Origin of the sequence: Aquimarina sp. ERC-38 (genome assembly GCF_026222555.1) — a bacterium.
GTDB lineage: Bacteria > Bacteroidota > Bacteroidia > Flavobacteriales > Flavobacteriaceae > Aquimarina.
Map to the genome: position 1 here is coordinate 1,763,577 of NZ_CP098511.1, position 17,056 is coordinate 1,780,632.

Here is a 17,056-nt window from a genome sequence, read left to right on the forward strand (position 1 = left end):
TTAGTTTTTTAATAGGGTTTCAAAGCGAAAGTCTTTTATATTTGTTTTATAGGTAACGTTAATGGATTTTAGTTCGTCGATATGTCTGGCATACATACCGAAGGCTGGGAGAACGCCAAAGAGTTTAAATTCAGGATAACGTTCTTTATCTTCGGGAACAACTATGTCTTTATGTTGTACCGTACCACCTCCGGGTAAAGTAATTTGTATGTTTTCGAGCTCAACCGATTCAATTTTATGACCAGGTGTTCCCGTAATCAAAATTCCGGAGGGTGGTGATACTCTTGAATCTGCTGAACTTCGGGTTTGAGCCACTACATTTCTGATAAGTACATTTTTGATAGAGCCTACCGGACGTTTTACAGCATCTCGATATGTTTTTAAACGTTTACCTAACCGAATAAATATAGGCATTTCTGTATGGGTCATTCGTATATCCTCCATTAAAACGTCATGAATATTAGCACCATCCACACTTAATATCTTAATGCCTCCCCCTTTAGTATCGTAAATCTCACAGTTTTTAAAGCTAATATCATAAAAATCTCCCATGGATTCCGTACCTAGTTTGATTGCACCCCAATCACTTTTTAAAGTACAATTTTTAACTTTTACATTATAAGTAGGTAACGGACTGGTAGTTTTAATGCATATAGAATCATCTCCGGAGTCTATATTGCAATTTTTAATGAAAACATTATGACTGGAATCCAGATCAATTCCATCATTATTTTTATTAGCATGGTTGTATATGGAAATACCATCAATAAAAATGTCGTAAGATTGATAAAAATGACAAGCCCACGCAGCTGCTTCCCGAAGATGAATATTCTGTAAACGAATTTGAGAGGATTTTACAAAGCGAACTAAGAAAGGACGATTTTTACCAATTTTTTTATCAGATAAACCAAGTTCTGCCCTTTTCAATTTAAGGTTTCTAGCAAGAAATGAAGCTCCGTTTCCATCTATCGTTCCTGTTCCGCTGATTCCTATATTAGTAACTTGTAAGGCTCCTATTAGGCAGGTACCTCTTTCCTGACCTACGGCATCAGTAAAAGTGTCTATACTTTTATAATCTGTAGGGTTAGAACTGCCTACAAGTTTTGATTGCTCCTGGACATGAAGTGTTACGTTATCTTTTAGAATTATAGTACCACTAATATAAATTCCATTCTTTAAACGGACAATACCTCCTCCTTCTTCAGAGCATTGATCAATAGCTTTCTGTATGGCAGTGGTATTTATAGTTAAGCTATCGCCTTTAGCCCCAAAACTTTCAACATCATAAATTCTAGTTTTGGATTGAAAAGCATATAATACTCCAATACTACAAAAAAAAATCAAAAACCTACCATACTTCTTTACTAGCAATGTACGCATTCTTGTTATCGATTAGCGACTAATTCCCATGTTCTTACCCAGTTGTAATAAGTAGTCCTTTCTTCTTCGGTATATTCCATACCACCATTTTCAGGAACTTTATTCCAATTGTAGGTTTCCACGACCATTCGTAAATGCATGGTAATATCAAAATCTGCTGGCGGCTTTACTTTGGATTGAAATTTACCGTCTAGAAAGAATAGAATTTCATCTTTTGATTTCCACCATACTCCATACACATGAAAATCATCATAAACCTTTCCACTGGCGTCCGCTCTGGCTTTATGAGAACCTTTCATATAGTCGCAACCTTCAGGAATATTTCTGCTATGAGTATTCGAATTCATAGCTTGATCAAAGTTTTTTATCCATGCCGCCGGGTTCGTTATTTCACCTACACATTCCTGGATATCTAATTCTGTTGTTCTCTTATCACAACCTTTTACACCTTTACGGTTATTAATTAACCAAAATGTCGAGGACATAAAGGTTTTATTAGCTTTCATTTCACATTCATAGTAGCCATAAGTCATTCCTGCTTTGGAGCCTACGTAACCGCCGCCGTGAGTAAAAATTTTATCATCCCTTATAATTTTCTGAGGCAACAAGGTGGTGGTAATTTGTAAACTACCATCAGCAACTTTTATATTTTCAGGAAGGAATAGACCCGGCGGACGACCAATCCAACCTTGCCCAGAAATCTGCCATTTATCTTCATCAATCTTTTTACCTTTAAATTCATCAGACATTTGTTTATTTAGCTTCCAGATCATATTTGGGGGTTTAGGATCTTCGCCTTTTTGGAAGCTCGGTTTTTTTTGTGCAATTACACTACTTATTGTAACTAAAAAAGCTACTATTTGAATTTTTCTAAATTTATTCATTTGTTTATATAATTTTATATGAAGCGTATAAAACGGATGTCAAGCATTTACTTAGATATAGAATTGCTGATTTCCTTTTTATTTAAAAATATGTTTTGCTGCCGGACGTGCAATACGTCCTTGTAAACAATGGGCGGTCTGTCATCCTTAGTAATGGTTTGTAAACTAAAATTAGTAATAACCAGACCATCTACATGCCTGGCATAAATACCGGAAGCAGGCAGAGTTCCCACTTTTTTAAATTCCGGCCACCAATTGCCTAAGGTTTCTAAGGTATATTCTTTTAAATCTGTCTTGTTAGCATCTTCTTTTGTACCGCCACCGGAAACAGTAAATTGGATATTATTTAATTGGATGTTTGAAATATAGTGATTAGGCATTCCGGTAATGAATATAGCAGCATTTTTATCCAGTTCACGGTTGTCCGCAATCATATTATTAAAAATAAAGCCATGCATGGCTTTCATAGGTAACACTTCCTGAGGAGCATCCACCCCCGCACGTTGCTGGCAAAAAGTCATAAAAATAGGCCTCGGTACGTTTTTCATTACAATATTTGAGAACAACATATTTTTCATTTCTCCTCCTTCATTCATTTGAATCTTGAACCCGGAATCCTGTATGTCGTGAAAGGTACAATTACTTACCGTGACCGATTCGAAATCTCCCCTGGAGGCCAGGCCTATTCGCATTCCTGCCCATTTACTGGTAAATACGCAATTCGTAATCACAATGTCTTTACAGGGCTTGTCCGGCTTTGAAGTTTGTAAACAAATGGAGTCATCACTGGTATCAAAAGAACTGTTAGAAACACGAACGTTTGTACAACCGTCAAAATCCAATCCGTCTCCGTTATGATTCACCCGACTGATAATTTTAATACCATCAACTACAATTTCATGACAATACAACCAGGCGGAAGTCCAGGAAGCAGGGTTGATCAAAGTGATATCTTTTAAACGAATATCTTCACTATTTAAAAACCGCATTAACATAGGGCGTCCTCCTTTGGCTTTTGCGAAATTTCTTGGGAATCCGTTTCCGTCAATAGTACCATACCCCTCTATGGAGAAGGATTTTGCGTTGCGGGCAAAAATCAAGCAACGATCCATATGAGGTTCGTTTTTATAAGTGTTTTTATGGGTATCTGTAGTATAATCCTGATAATTAGGACTCCCTAATAAAACCGCACCATTTTCAATATGTAAAGTCACAAAATCTTTTAAATAAATAGTGCCGACCAAAACCGTTTTTCCGGAAGGGATGACTACTTTTCCCCCTCCCTGTGACGTACAAGCATCGATCGCTTTTTGAACAGCTTCCGTATCTAACGTGATGCCATCTCCTTTGGCCCCAAAATCCAGCACATTGTAAGTGGTTGCACTAATAGGTATTGAAATAGTTAATATGAAAAAGGTAATAAATACGTTCATTTATATTTTATATGGTGTGAATATTGCTGTCAAATCGGCCATATCACCGGTTTTTTGTTGCCAAATTTTTAGTTCTTTAAGAAGTTTTGTAATTATCTTTTTAGACTCCTTCTTTTGATAGAGATTGGTAGTCTCCCAGGGATCTTTTTTTATATTGTATAGTTCCAAAACCTTCGTTTCAGGATATATAATTAACTTATAATCTCCGGAAATCATACCTCTCTGATCATCAAACATAGCGAGATAAATTGAGTTTCTGACATTTTGTTTTTTTGAAATTAACGGAAGCAAACTTTTAAAATCCGTAGCTTCCATGGGTTTTAATTTAAGCAGGTCAAATAGGGTAGGGGCAATGTCCTGTAAATACACCCGCTGATTGATTTTTCTATTGGCATCAAATCCCGGAGCTTTTACAATTAACGGTGCTGTTACACTTGGTTCATAGAGACATACTTTGCCTGACACTCCGTTTTCGCCAAAGTTAATTCCATGATCCGAAGTAAAAACAATTAAAGTACGGTCATAAATTCCTTTATCCTTTAATGCCTTTATAATATCACCAATCCGAACATCCATATGGGTAACCATGGCGTTATTCCGTTGAACGCGTTTTTGCATGGTTTTCAATCGTAAAGGATCTGGTGCGTATTGATACTTTATATTTTTATTTAAGCGCATTTGATCAGAAAAACTTGGGGGTAGGGTTATTTTATCGGTGGGATATAAATTATAATATTGTTGTTCGGTTTCTCTGGGTACATGGGGTGCATTAAAAGCCACATAGGCAAAGAAGGGTTTCTCTCCTTTATAATTCGTGATAAAGTTAGCAGCCTCGCTTGCGGTAACATCTGTTATATGTCCCTCTTCCGTATAATATGTATTGAATTGTCCGGATCGTATGCTTCCTGTTTCGTTAAATATAGATTCTACCGGTTTTCCACTAGCATGCCATTTACCGGTCATATAAGTATAATAGCCGTTATCCTGTAATTTTTCGGGTAATGATTTTGGGGCGTTTTTCCTATTAATCTTTTTAGCATCCCATAAATATTTTCCGTACATCAGCATGGTTCTGCTTGGGATGCAGACTGCGGGTGACCAGCAACCCATATTGTATGCTGCAGTAAATGATATACCTTCTGAGGCTAATTGATCAATATTAGGAGTAACCATTAAGGTATTTCCGTAGGCACCAACCGCCTGATTGCTTTGATCATCAGATTCTATAAATACTACATTCATCTGGGTAAAACCACTTACTGTGGTAAAAAAACAAAGTATATAATGTAGCACTTGATTTTTATTAAGTAGGTTTTTCAAAATATTATTAAGAATTTTTGTATGATATAGAAATGTACGACAAATTACTGATTAACTTTAAGAGCATGTTTAAATAAGATTCTTATAAATTACCTTATTCTATTGAGAATGATTTGACAATTCTGCCATAATACCCAAGATTCTTGACTTTCCTTCGTTTTTTCATAGTCTTTATCGAGTCTTCTGAAGAAGTTGAAGATACCGAAAGTCCTTTCAGTTACCCATCTCCACTTCAAGGGAACAAAACCTTTTGTGGATGGGGGAGTTGATGATATCTTTACCTCAAGTCCAATTACATTTTCTTCAGCCCACCTCTTAAATATTGTTTTGTAGGCATGATCAGCTACTATTTTTTCCATCCTATCCAGGTACCCTAATAAAGGTTCCACAACTTTGTTGGCTACTACCCCATCAGCTTCATTGGCAGCCCCTACAACAACCCCCCAAACTAAACCTAACGTATCAGTAATTACGTGACGTTTACGGCCATTTACCTTTTTATTACCGTCAACCCCTTTTGACATACTTGTAAAAGGACCGGACTTTATGGATTGACTATCAATGGATAACAAGCTAGGTGTTGGTTCTTTCCCTTGTCGGTTCCGCTCCATTTTGTTAAGCTCAATATTTAATCTCTCTTGTGTCCCATCTTTTTGCCATTTGCGAAAGTAATAGTATACACTTTGCCATTTTGGAAAACTATCCGGGAGGTTACGCCACTGAGTACCTGTACGGAGTTGCCATAAAATAGCGTCTACAATATCCCGTAGTTTATAATGCCCCCGGGTTTTCTTAGGTAAAAATAATTCCATATATTCCCATTGCTGGGTAGTTAATCTGTTATATTTAGATTGCATAAACATTGTTGTTTTAGTCAACTACAAAGTTTAGACTATCCAGCTTTTTAACAAAAAAATTATCCGAAAATTTAGTTTAAACATGCTCTAAGGCGTATTTACTTCCTTCTAAATGAGGGAAGGTTAAGAATAAGATAGTTACTAAAGCTAAATATCCGGTCTTAAATCCCTCCCTCAGGGGAAGTAAATTCATGATCTAAAAGTACAGACTTTGTATAGCGCACCATACAAGAGATATACAGAATACTACCATAAATGATCTATTGAGAGAAGTAAAAGTAAACAGGAGGTTTATAATACCTTTAAGATAACCTATTCGTCCTATAACAAAAGACATTTGTATTGAGTATTTAAAGACAATTAAAATAACTTCGGAAACTCACAAAAAGCAAAGTATAATTTGTGACTTAGATCCTATGAAAAAAATACTACTTTTTAGCTTGCTTACTTTAATACTATCTTTTAAAAGCCAGGCACAAAAGAAACCAAATGTTGTTGTGATTTATACGGATGATCACCGGTATACCGGCGTACATGCCTTGGGTGGACAAGCAGTTAAGACTCCTGCTTTTGATGATTTGGCCCTCAACGGGATTGCTTTTACGAATGCTTACATTATGGGAGCTTTTAGTGGTGCTACCTGCATTCCCAGTAGAGCCATGTTACTGACCGGGCGTAATTTATTTGAATTAGACGGACAGGGTCGTACAATCCCTGAAGAGCATACCATGATGGGAGAGACCTTTATAGAGGCAGGTTATTATGCTTATCATGTAGGTAAATGGCATCAGGACATGAAATCTTTAGCCCGGTCTGCTCATAGTGGTGCAAAGGTAAGCGGAAAACCCTCCTATCTGACCGATCAATTTAGAATGCCTTACAGCGACTGGCAGGCAGATGGAAACTATAAAAAAGAAAACGCCTATTTATTAACATATAACGACCAGGGAGAAGTTGTAAAAAGGGCGTTGAATAAAAATGATAAGGCAGGACCAACAGGAACAGAAAAAATAGGGCCACATGTTTCAGAAGTACTGGCAGAAGAGGCATCTGACTTTATCAGGGCGTACGCTAAGGAGAAACCATTTTTTATGTACCTGGCTTTTCCAACACCTCATGACCCCAGGCAAGCTCCTAAAAAATACAAAGCGATGTACCCGGAAGAAAATATGGTTTTACCTCCTTCTTATATGTCACAACATCCTTTTGACAACGGGCATATCGTACTTCGAGATGAAAAGTTGGCGGAGTGGCCAAGAACCGAAGCTATTGCAAAAAAGCACCTATCTGATTATTATGCCATTATCACCCATCTGGATGCTCAGATAGGACGTGTGATAAATGCTTTAAAAGCTAGTGGTGCCTATCAAAATACAATCATCGTCCTGGCAGGTGATAGTGGTCTGGCCGTAGGGAACCACGGATTAATGGGTAAGCAAAATATATATGACGAAGATGGTACGCACATTCCATTTATCATTTCGGGAGGTTTATTAAAACAAGAAGATAAAGGCAGGCGAGAAGATGCTTTATGCTATAATTTTGATATTATGCCCACTTTATGTGATATGGCTGGTATTAAAACACCGGCTTCGGTTTCCGGAAAAAGTCTGTTGCCTTTGATAAATAACGAAGTAGAGAGCGTAAGAACAAATCTTTATTATGCCTATCGCCAGCATCAAAGAGCGTATCGAAAAGGAAACTTTAAATTAATAGAATATGTGAGGGCACCAGATAAAAATAAAAAACGCGGAGATATTATAACGGGTTCCAGAGTTACTCAACTCTTTGACCTTTCAAAAGACCCTTGGGAAACATTTAATCTAGCGGATTTTCCGGAATATGCAGCTAAGGTGGTTTCTATGCGAAACGAAATGAAATCAAAAGCTACCGAATTAGGAGATACCGCTGACGGAAAGCGTACAAGTGTTGATTTTTGGAAGTATTGGGATTAGAAAGAAAGGTTCAAATAAGTGATTTTTACAAGGGAATAAATAAAAATTAGTATGTACAAATCAGGCTTTTAACCGAAAATTATCTCGTCTTCGATACAATTTTCTATCAAAAATCACTTAAACTGACGTTGATTTTCTTACGTCGAGTTCTGGTTGATAATAAATTTATAAAAAAAGGCCTTACTTCATATTGAAATAAGACCTTTTTAGAATTTTTATCTAATTACCAATTTCTTGTTGGTAACCGTATTTCCATTCTCCTGACTTCCGCACATTTTTAGGATTTAGTTTTTGATTAATTTTATGTTTCTGATTTAGAGTTGTATGGTTTTTCTTTGGTTTTCATTTTGGGTGTTAATTCATCTTTTTATCTTCGTTTCATGTTCGTTCGGAGACTTAAACATACAAATGGCAAGATCTATATTCAAGTAGTTGAGAAAATTCATGGTAAATACAAAGTTGCCAAGAGTTTCGGTGGATCCCAGGATGATAGCGAACTCAAAGACCTCTCAGAGAAAGCTTCACAGTGGATTAAGAAAACGTTGGGTTCGAAGGAGTTTGATTTTGCTAATGAAGTTTTATTATATCAAAATGTCCTAAATAATATCACTTCCCATAAGTTAGCAGGTGTACAACTTGTTTTAGGTAAGCTATTCGACGAGATTGGTTTTAATAAGCTTAATGATACACTTTTTAAAGATCTAGTTTTATATCGGTTGGTTTACCCTAAAAGTAAATTGAAAACTACCGAGTATTTGTATCGTTATGAACAAAAGAGTTATTCAGAAGATGATATCTACAGGTACATGGACAAGCTTTATGATGGTAAAAAAGAACAGATCCAAACTATTAGTTTTGAGCACACCTTAAAAGTGTTAGGTGGGCAAATCAGCGTTGTTTTTTACGATGTAACTACACTTTACTTTGAAGTCGATAACGAAGATGGGCTGCGTAAAACAGGGTTTTCAAAAGAAGGCAAGCACCAAAACCCACAAATTGTCCTGGGGCTTTTAGTAGGCAAGGAAGGCTATCCCTTGGCTTATGAAGTTTTTGAAGGTAACAAGTTTGAAGGCCATACCATGCTTCCAGTGATTTATGCCTTTAAAAACAAATACAATTTAAAACAACTAGTTATTGTTGCAGATTCGGGTTTGCTTTCAAATCAAAACATTATTGATCTGCAAAGAGGCTCTTATGAATTTATATTAGGGGCAAGGATTAAAAACGAGACTAAAAATATAATAAAGAAAATACATGCTTTACAACTGAAAAATGGGGAGAGTGAAGTTTTGCAAAAAGGCGATTTAAAGCTAATAGTTACCTATTCTGACAAAAGAGCTAAGAAAGATAAGCACAATAGGGAGAAAGGGTTAAAACGGTTGGAAAAACGCATAAAATCCGGAAAACTGACCAAAGCCAACATTAATAACAGGGGGTACAACAAGTACCTGAAATTAGACGGGGAAGTAAGCATTACCATTGACCAAAACAAGTTTAAAGCAGATACCAAATGGGATGGCCTTAAAGGGTATATTACCAATGCAAAACTCAGTAAAGAAGAAATTCTAGAGAACTACGCCCACCTGTGGAAGATAGAAAAAGCCTTCCGTATTGCTAAAACAGATTTAAAGATCAGGCCTATATTCCACAGAAAACAAAAACGAATTGAGACGCATATATGTCTGACTTTTACAGCTTACAAAGTTTATAAAGAATTAGAGCGCCAACTCAAAATAAAAAAATCTGACCTATCACCAGAAAAAGTAATTGAAATATTACAAAGTATCTATCAAATAGAAATAGTAACTCCCAATACAAAAGAAAAAATTACCAAAACACTATTACTTACTGACGAACACAGAGAAATTAGTCAACTTTTTAATTTTGGGTGTTAAAATTCGGAAGTCAGGAAAAAGGCCTTACTTCATATTGAAATAAGACCTTTTTAGAATTTTTATCTAATTACCAATTTCTTGTTGGTAACCGTATTTCCATTCTTAATATTGATCATGTAAAATCCTGAAGTAAAACCAGAAACGTCTATTGATTTTGTGGTATTACTTATATTACCCTGATAAATAGTTTGTCCGTTTATAGTAGCAATACTAATTTCCGAATCGCTATCTGACTTTGTATTAAGGTCTATAAAAACAACATCATTAGTGGGATTAGGATAGATGTTAAAGTCAAAATCAGAAATTTTAGCAATACTTAGTGTTCGACGACCATTTGGACGAATTTCTTCTGGTAAGGAACGCGCGGGATCTTTAAAACCAGCCTTACCATCCGGACTGTCTACAGGGATAGACGTTTCAAAAAATACTATATAATCAATACTGGTACCGGCAGATCTACCGTTCATAGTAAAGGTATATTGCTTGCCTTTCTTTAATTTATAAAATACAGGATTTAGACCGTTATGCTCTAGTTGACTACAATTCCCCCAGAAACGTTTACCACGGCCAAAAAATTTATGTAAAGTTTTTAAATCGGCAGTAGTAGGTTTTGCAGCACCACTGGTAAAATCACCTTCCATCTTAATGAATACATCATTCTTTTTATCAGCTTTTTCTGTTTTTTCGATAGGTGAATACATACGCATTACCATTTGGTACGTAGCAGTCTTAGGCGCAGTAAAGGTATAGATTAAAACCCCCTGCGTTTTGTCTGCAAAACTTCCTGTGTATTCAAGATACGTATTGTTAATAGGTTTAGGGGCATTCGGTATCCCATCAAATTTAGCCAAATACTTTGGATCTCCGGGTTTTCGTACGACCCAGTCTTTTATTTTGTTCCCAGTGTCTTCAGCTTCAAAAACGACATAATTAGGTCCGTAGTTGATTTTAGTTTGCCCTTTCGTATGTAAAGGTATTAGTAAAAGGGTAAGTACAGTTAAGAGTATGAATTTGCGAATCATAGTATTATGTTTTAGTTATATTATATTACGCAATATCTATGTTTTTATTATAAAATGATAGAACTAAAGTTTTTTTTGATACAGTAAATGTTTTGTGATAAAGTACTTGTAATAAGTGAGTAAAAGAAGAAAATTCCGTCGATCTGTACTCCTTTGCTATCTCTAAGCTCACCGAAAAATTGTATAAACTCTGAAATTTTAGTAAACCCAGGCGTTCTTTTACTCAACATTTAATTATAAGGGCCTGTTGTACATTGTGACTAATCTAATGGACGGAAAAAATTAAAAAATGTACAACAGGTTTAGACCCTTCACTCAATTAACTACAAATTTGAAAGATTTTGATACAGAAGCATTATTTGATAGAATTCTTAAAATATATAATCCTGATGATAAATTAGATACCTGTATATCTTGATTAGCTGATGCATAACCTGATTGTATCATCTTACCTTGAAAATTCCAGATGGTATATTCGGTATTGTCATCAATATGATGTAATTGAAATATTCCGGATGCAACCGGGTTCGGATACATATTAATTTCTTGATTTGTTCTTACGTCTTGCTCTACAGGTACTGATAAGCTCTGACTTTTTATAATGGCTTTATACCAACCACTTCCCCATCCTGCACTCCATAAAATTGATTCATCTACAGGATCAGGTTTCACATCTACAGTTCTTTCTGCATGTGCTAAACCTTTATTAATTTTGGTCCAGGTAGTACCTGCATCCATAGATAAATAGATACCCGGATTTAAGAAGTTTGTAATCATACTAGGTACCTGAGCTGCCACAGAAATTACAATTAGATCGGAATTTACCGGTGATACTTCCGTTTGCCAGACGTATGGAGCTTCAAAAATACGGGTCCAGGTAGCACCTTTATTTTCACTTTTCCAAACACCACCATCGGATAAGGCTCCGGCACGAGCTCCGGCAGAAATGAACATAAAACCGGTATTTCTATCTATAAAAAAGTTATTGACTGATTTTATCACAGGAGGAATGCTTACTTTACTCCAACTTACTGCTCCATCAGTAGATTTATATAATCCCCCTACATCCTTATTACCAAACTGGTTTAAGGACGCATATATTACTTTTGGATTGTCAGGATCCATTGTCAACCTACGTACACTACTATTTGCAGGTAAACCGGAATTACTAGCTCTCCAATCAATCCCGCCATTAGTTGACCTGTATACACCATAGGTGCCTTTTGTTAATATACTTTGATCGACAGAATTACCCACTTCTGATACGGTTTTTCTAGTAGCACAGAAATACATATGGTCAGGCGTACTTGGATCGATCAGTAAAGAATTTTGATGTGCCAGATTTTGAAATTCCGAATTACTAGCTTCAAATATGGTAGCAATATTAGCCCAGGTTTTGCCACCATCTGTGGAGCGTCTTAATTTACCCCTATGTTCTTGACGTGATGCCAGTAAGTAGATGGTATTAGGATCGTCTGGTTTTACAGCTACGGTAGATGCAGTATGCATTCCATCATCATTATTTTGCCCTTCTATTTGTTCTATAGCTACAGCATCCGGATTTTGAAAATTTCCGGAGTTGACCGTTTGCCATAAGCCATGTTCTCCGCTACATAATAATTTACGATTAGGAATTCCGGTTTCTAACAACATAAATCTTCCGGGCAGGTTGGTATTTCCTCTTCCCACCCAGGTGTCACTACCAGGTGCTAATTCATAATTATCTGCTTGAGTCCAGGTCGTACCTCCGTTATCAGATCGTAATAGTTGCTGTCCGATTCCGGTAAAAACATTTCCTTCTATAGTAATGGCAAGCATCCTAGCAGCAGATAAGGATTCTCTACCTTTATCCATACTACGTTGTAGATGAGAAAATTCTATATTGGCTCCGGTTGGGTTATTTCTGGATTGCCAGTAAGCCTGATTGGTATTTTTTATCCAATACTGCCCGGCTCTTGAAACTGCCGTCCAGGTAGTACCACCATTTTCAGTTTTCCATACGTCACCGGGGCCAAAGCTGAAAGTATGGCGTTTATTATGCACCAAGTAAATTTCGTTTTTATTTGTAGGATTTACTACAATTCGATTAAACGTCGGAAGAGCAGCGGTAGGAAAAGTGGTGTAAGTGGATTTAGATACGGCTTTTGAAATACCTAACCAGTTAGCTATGGTTCTGTGATAATTATCCCTAATCCCAAAATTGGTGATAGTTTGTAAATTTATGGCTAGATTACCTGTAATATTTTGCCACGACACCCCACCATCCGTACTTTTATAAATACCTCCACTACTGCTAATCGAAGAGCCTTTAGGATTATATACCGTTTGTTCTATTGCGTAAAGGATAAATTCACCGGTACCGGAATCGTAATATGAAGTCAAGTCCCGGGGTAAGTTATTAGGTAATCCAGTAGCGCTTACCGCCCAGGTTTCACCCAGATCAGTACTTCTAAACATCCCCTGGCTTGTTGCCATGATAACGTGGTTAGGGTTGTTTCTATCAAAAATAATTCTACCTACATCCAGGTTATCAGGTGCCAGGTTAGTAGCCACTTTTTTCCAGGTAGCCCCTTTATCAATGGTTTTCCATACATAACCGTAGTTAGCTCTTGTTTGTTTAATACCATTGGGTCGGGCAGCACTACGGTGGTTGCTCTTTACATTCCAAAAATCACCGGCACCTAAAAGCCAGATCTTATCATTAGTGGGATGAATCGCTAGTTTTGAATGGCATTTTCCTACCGTAGATACAATACTCCAGGATCTTCCTCTGTCTGTGGTTTCATATAATCTACCGCTTGTTTTACTTCCTGTCTGATCGTTAGCAAAGGCAATACCATAATCGGGGTTTTGAAGTGAAAAACTAATATCAATTACCCGTCGCATTTCCAAGCCACTACCGTCACTGTCTTTCAGGGTTTTCCAGGTTTTACCGCTATCCCATGACCCAAAAGCGGCATGCATATCAGCACCGCTGAACATAGTATTAGCATCTGTAGGGTGACACCAGAATTCTTCGCAATACCCTGAAGTACCCGGTGAGAAATTAATCCATTCAATATTTTGGTCAGATGTAACACGTTCTGTTCTTATTTTATCAAAAAAAGGAGAATTAGTTGTTACCGTATTTGTTTCTGTAGCAGAAAAGGTAGATACAGGAGCATAATTGTTGTTGTTATATTGTGCATATATGTTTAGCTGTACAGCTAATGTAAATAAAATGAGTATTATTTTTTTCATAAGATTATATCATACTTTATCTTCTTCTATCAACTTTAAACAAGAAAGGGTATAAAGATGCGAACAACTGTTGTTTTATTGATTCTTATATGTGCTAACATCTAAAACATATGTGTTTTATAACTAAATAATTGCGCTTTTACAGATAAAACTTTTAATTAAGCTTACGGATCAAGATGTGTGAAGAATGTTATTTTAATTGTTTTAAAATAAATCCGTTTAGAGGAATGTCTCCTTTTTCCTGAAGATTTTTAAAGTGAAGTAAAACCCCATCTTTTCCGTTAGATTCAAATTGAGAGGTGATAGAAAGAGGTTTGCGTTCACCAGAATTATCATTCTTATAATAATTTACCACATGATCGTCTGATTTTCTGGAAATTGTCCCATTTGTATCTGTAACTTCTACTTCTATTTCATTAGTCATTTTTATTTTAGGTCTTCTGGAATGATGAAAACTCTCCAACTCGTAAGTCCCGGCTTTTAGATTTGAAATTTTTATGGTCAGTTTCCCTTTTTCAATATACAACCCGTCCGTACCTACAAAACTTAAGTTGCCGAGCATAGCACTATTTCCTAACCATGCAATCTTTTCATCAGAAATAACGGCTATTTGAGCATTAAACTCATTTAAAGTAAATTGTAAGTCTTTGTTAGAGTTTCCTGTCCATGCTTCCCAATCGAACTGAACTAACTGTTCCTCTCCACCAATATCCACTTTAGATACTGGGAAGTCATAAATAGGGGAGAGTTCATGAATAAACTCATCAGGATCATAGACTACGGTAGTTGCCTTGATTTTTTGAGTTGGTATTCCATCTGCTTTAGCAGTGACCGTAATAGTTCCTGGAGAGTTAGTAGCTCTAATGTAAATACTGGCGACACCATTATATAAACGGGCCGGATTAGCATCTATCGTTCCATTGTCGACGATGGTTCCCGCACCTGAAATAGAAAATTGTATTTTATTATTTGCTGTGGTAACAACTTCTCCGTTAGCATCCAGTATAGAAGCATGAACCAATCTTAAATCAGACCCCCCGGCGTAAAAAGGTTGATCTGTAATATTAAAACTTAATTTTAAACGGGTTGGTCTACCTTCTTTGTGTCGAACAAATTCGGTTACTTTTTCTCCGTTCGTATACCCAATTGCTTTTAACCTTCCCTCTTTCCAGTTATACCTAAAAGTAAAGGAAGGATGATTTAGATGTTGTTTGGTTACGTCATTATCCGGCAATTGCCGGGCAACAAGTTGGTCATTATGATACAAGGCCACTTCCTGACAATTACTAAAAATACGAACTTTACCATCTCTTGAAGCGGTTTCATCGGCTATATGTACCATAGGTTTGGGAACCAGTTCTGATTGATACCAGTAATACACTGGTTTTGGGACGCGATATGCAGAAAGTACTCCGTAGGTAGTCATAAAATCGCGTTTCCATTGCTCATCGTCTACGTTAGGTTGCAAATGATTGTAATCAGCTCCAAGCCAGGTAATAGCGGCAAAGTTGTTTTTACTGCCTTTATACCGGGAAATATGAAATTGATTTACTTCAGAGTTCGGAGAACTTCCGTGCTCCATAACTATGGTAAACGCAGTTTCCGGAAACTCTGATCTGCGATAATCCATAGTGGCATACACATCAGTGATCCCTTGGTTTTTAACCCCGTTCCACGGACTTGAAGCGGAGGCGGTTATTCGAAATGGGTCTTCCTCTTTGGCTACGGTTTGCATTTGTGGAACCGGACCCCGATGGTTGATGCCGGCTCCCCAGACGATGATAGAAGGATGATTTCTATGATTGCGGATCATGGTTCTGGTAGCGCGTTCTAAGTTTGAAAACCAGGCTTCATCACCCCAGTTGATCCAGGTGGATGGTTCTTCATACACAAAAATACCTAATTCGTCACAAGCTTTTATAAAGGCATCATCTTGTGTATAATGAGAGAGCCGGATAATATTCATCCCTGCTTTTTTATACTGCAAAGCTTCCTTATAATGAAATGAGTTGGGAACGGCATCACCAATGTTAGGGTAGTTTTGATGCCGGTTAGCACCAATTAGAAACAGAGGTTCTCCATTTAAGACAAAACCTTTGCCTTTTTCCAGAGTGAATTTTCTGAAACCAAAGGTATTCTCTACAAAATCAACCGGTATATCCTCATCGTAAATTACAGAATTCGCCCGATATAAATAGGGGGTATCGGGAGACCATAGATGATAATCATCTTCAATAATAGCGGTTTGCCTAAAGGTATACGTAGCATTTGCTGCAATTATCGCTTCGGAAGTTATTTTTTTAATAACGAAGCCTTTTTTATCGATAATATTAGTTACTATTTTACTTCGTTTACTCGTGGTATTTTCGTTCTTTACCGTAGTTTTAACGGTAACCGTACCATTATTTTTATTTACCGTAGGTGTGGTAATATGAACCCCGGCATCATAGGCTTCCCAGTTATAATTTACGTGAAGTTTATTAGTAGTAACTAAATAAAGGTCACGATACAAACCACCAAATTTTACATAGTCGGTTTCATGCGGGTCCGGCGGAATCACCTGGCTAAAACCATTATCAGCTTTTATGGCAATAGTATTTTCTTCCCCAAAGTTTACAAAATCAGTAATATCAAAATGAAACGGGGTGTATCCGTTAACTGCATACGTCCCCACTTTATTACCATTCACCCATAATTCGGTTGCATTATGTACTGCTTCGAATTCCAGAAAAACTTTTTTAGAGGAATCCGCATTAATTTTAACTTTCTTTCTATACCAACTTACATTACGCAGATAGGTTTCCTGCACCCAGGTTTCTTTAATACTATCCATTTCAGAAGAAACCAATTGTGTGGTATGTGGAATGGAAACATCTTCCCAGGAAGAATCATCATAGGTGATACCTGTTGGAGTGGTACCATTTGCGTGGGTTTTACTATACTTCCATCCTTGGTTCAAATTTGTTTTAGTTCTATCCCCAACTTCTACTCCGTAAGCCAACTTGTTTTGCGTATAGCCGATTTGTAAAGTAAAAAAACTAATTAGTAACAAAAACGAAACTTTCATTTT

Annotated in this window: 10 protein-coding genes; 2 read left to right on the forward strand and 8 right to left on the reverse strand. The window is 36.8% G+C overall.

Going from position 1 to position 17,056, the window contains the following annotated elements; genetic code table 11:
• The 5 genes from NBT05_RS07430 to NBT05_RS07450 form a co-directional block, all read right to left on the reverse strand.
• On the reverse strand, window positions 1-1,380 hold the full coding sequence (locus NBT05_RS07430) for a glycoside hydrolase family 28 protein (RefSeq protein WP_265772860.1): 1,380 nt from the start codon (window positions 1,378-1,380) through the stop codon (window positions 1-3).
• A gap of 5 nt (window positions 1,381-1,385) precedes the next feature.
• Window positions 1,386-2,264, reverse strand: a complete 879-nt coding sequence (locus NBT05_RS07435) for a family 16 glycosylhydrolase (protein WP_265772861.1) — start codon at window positions 2,262-2,264, stop codon at window positions 1,386-1,388.
• A 47-nt stretch (window positions 2,265-2,311) separates the two neighbouring features.
• Window positions 2,312-3,697, reverse strand: coding sequence for a glycoside hydrolase family 28 protein (locus NBT05_RS07440; protein ID WP_265772862.1), 1,386 nt, complete (start codon window positions 3,695-3,697; stop codon window positions 2,312-2,314).
• The gene (locus NBT05_RS07445) at window positions 3,698-5,017 is read right to left on the reverse strand and encodes a sulfatase-like hydrolase/transferase (protein ID WP_265772863.1); all 1,320 of its coding nucleotides are present in this window, start codon (window positions 5,015-5,017) and stop codon (window positions 3,698-3,700) included.
• Window positions 5,018-5,106: 89 nt separating this feature from the next.
• Window positions 5,107-5,874 (reverse strand): IS5 family transposase, encoded by a 768-nt coding sequence (locus NBT05_RS07450; RefSeq protein ID WP_265770084.1) that lies wholly within the window; start codon window positions 5,872-5,874, stop codon window positions 5,107-5,109.
• A gap of 416 nt (window positions 5,875-6,290) precedes the next feature.
• On the opposite strand from NBT05_RS07450, the gene NBT05_RS07455 reads away from it, so the two are divergent.
• Together NBT05_RS07455 and NBT05_RS07460 are read left to right on the forward strand one after the other, a co-directional pair.
• A complete protein-coding gene (locus NBT05_RS07455) occupies window positions 6,291-7,829 on the forward strand; it encodes a sulfatase-like hydrolase/transferase (RefSeq protein WP_265772864.1) in 1,539 nt (512 codons plus the stop codon).
• Between the two features lie 380 nt (window positions 7,830-8,209).
• Window positions 8,210-9,724 carry an IS1634 family transposase gene (locus tag NBT05_RS07460; RefSeq protein ID WP_265772865.1) on the forward strand — a complete coding sequence of 505 codons (1,515 nt, stop codon included), beginning with the start codon at window positions 8,210-8,212 and terminating at the stop codon, window positions 9,722-9,724.
• A 59-nt stretch (window positions 9,725-9,783) separates the two neighbouring features.
• Here NBT05_RS07460 and NBT05_RS07465 read toward each other — a convergent pair whose 3' ends face one another.
• From NBT05_RS07465 to NBT05_RS07475, 3 genes are all read right to left on the reverse strand, one after another.
• Complete coding sequence (locus tag NBT05_RS07465; RefSeq protein ID WP_265772866.1) at window positions 9,784-10,746, reverse strand: T9SS type A sorting domain-containing protein; 963 nt, start codon at window positions 10,744-10,746, stop codon at window positions 9,784-9,786.
• 315 nt (window positions 10,747-11,061) lie between these two features.
• Window positions 11,062-13,986 (reverse strand): T9SS type A sorting domain-containing protein, encoded by a 2,925-nt coding sequence (locus NBT05_RS07470; RefSeq protein ID WP_265772867.1) that lies wholly within the window; start codon window positions 13,984-13,986, stop codon window positions 11,062-11,064.
• A 190-nt stretch (window positions 13,987-14,176) separates the two neighbouring features.
• On the reverse strand, window positions 14,177-17,053 hold the full coding sequence (locus tag NBT05_RS07475) for a glycoside hydrolase family 2 protein (RefSeq protein WP_265772868.1): 2,877 nt from the start codon (window positions 17,051-17,053) through the stop codon (window positions 14,177-14,179).
• Between the last annotated feature and the right edge of the window lie 3 nt (window positions 17,054-17,056).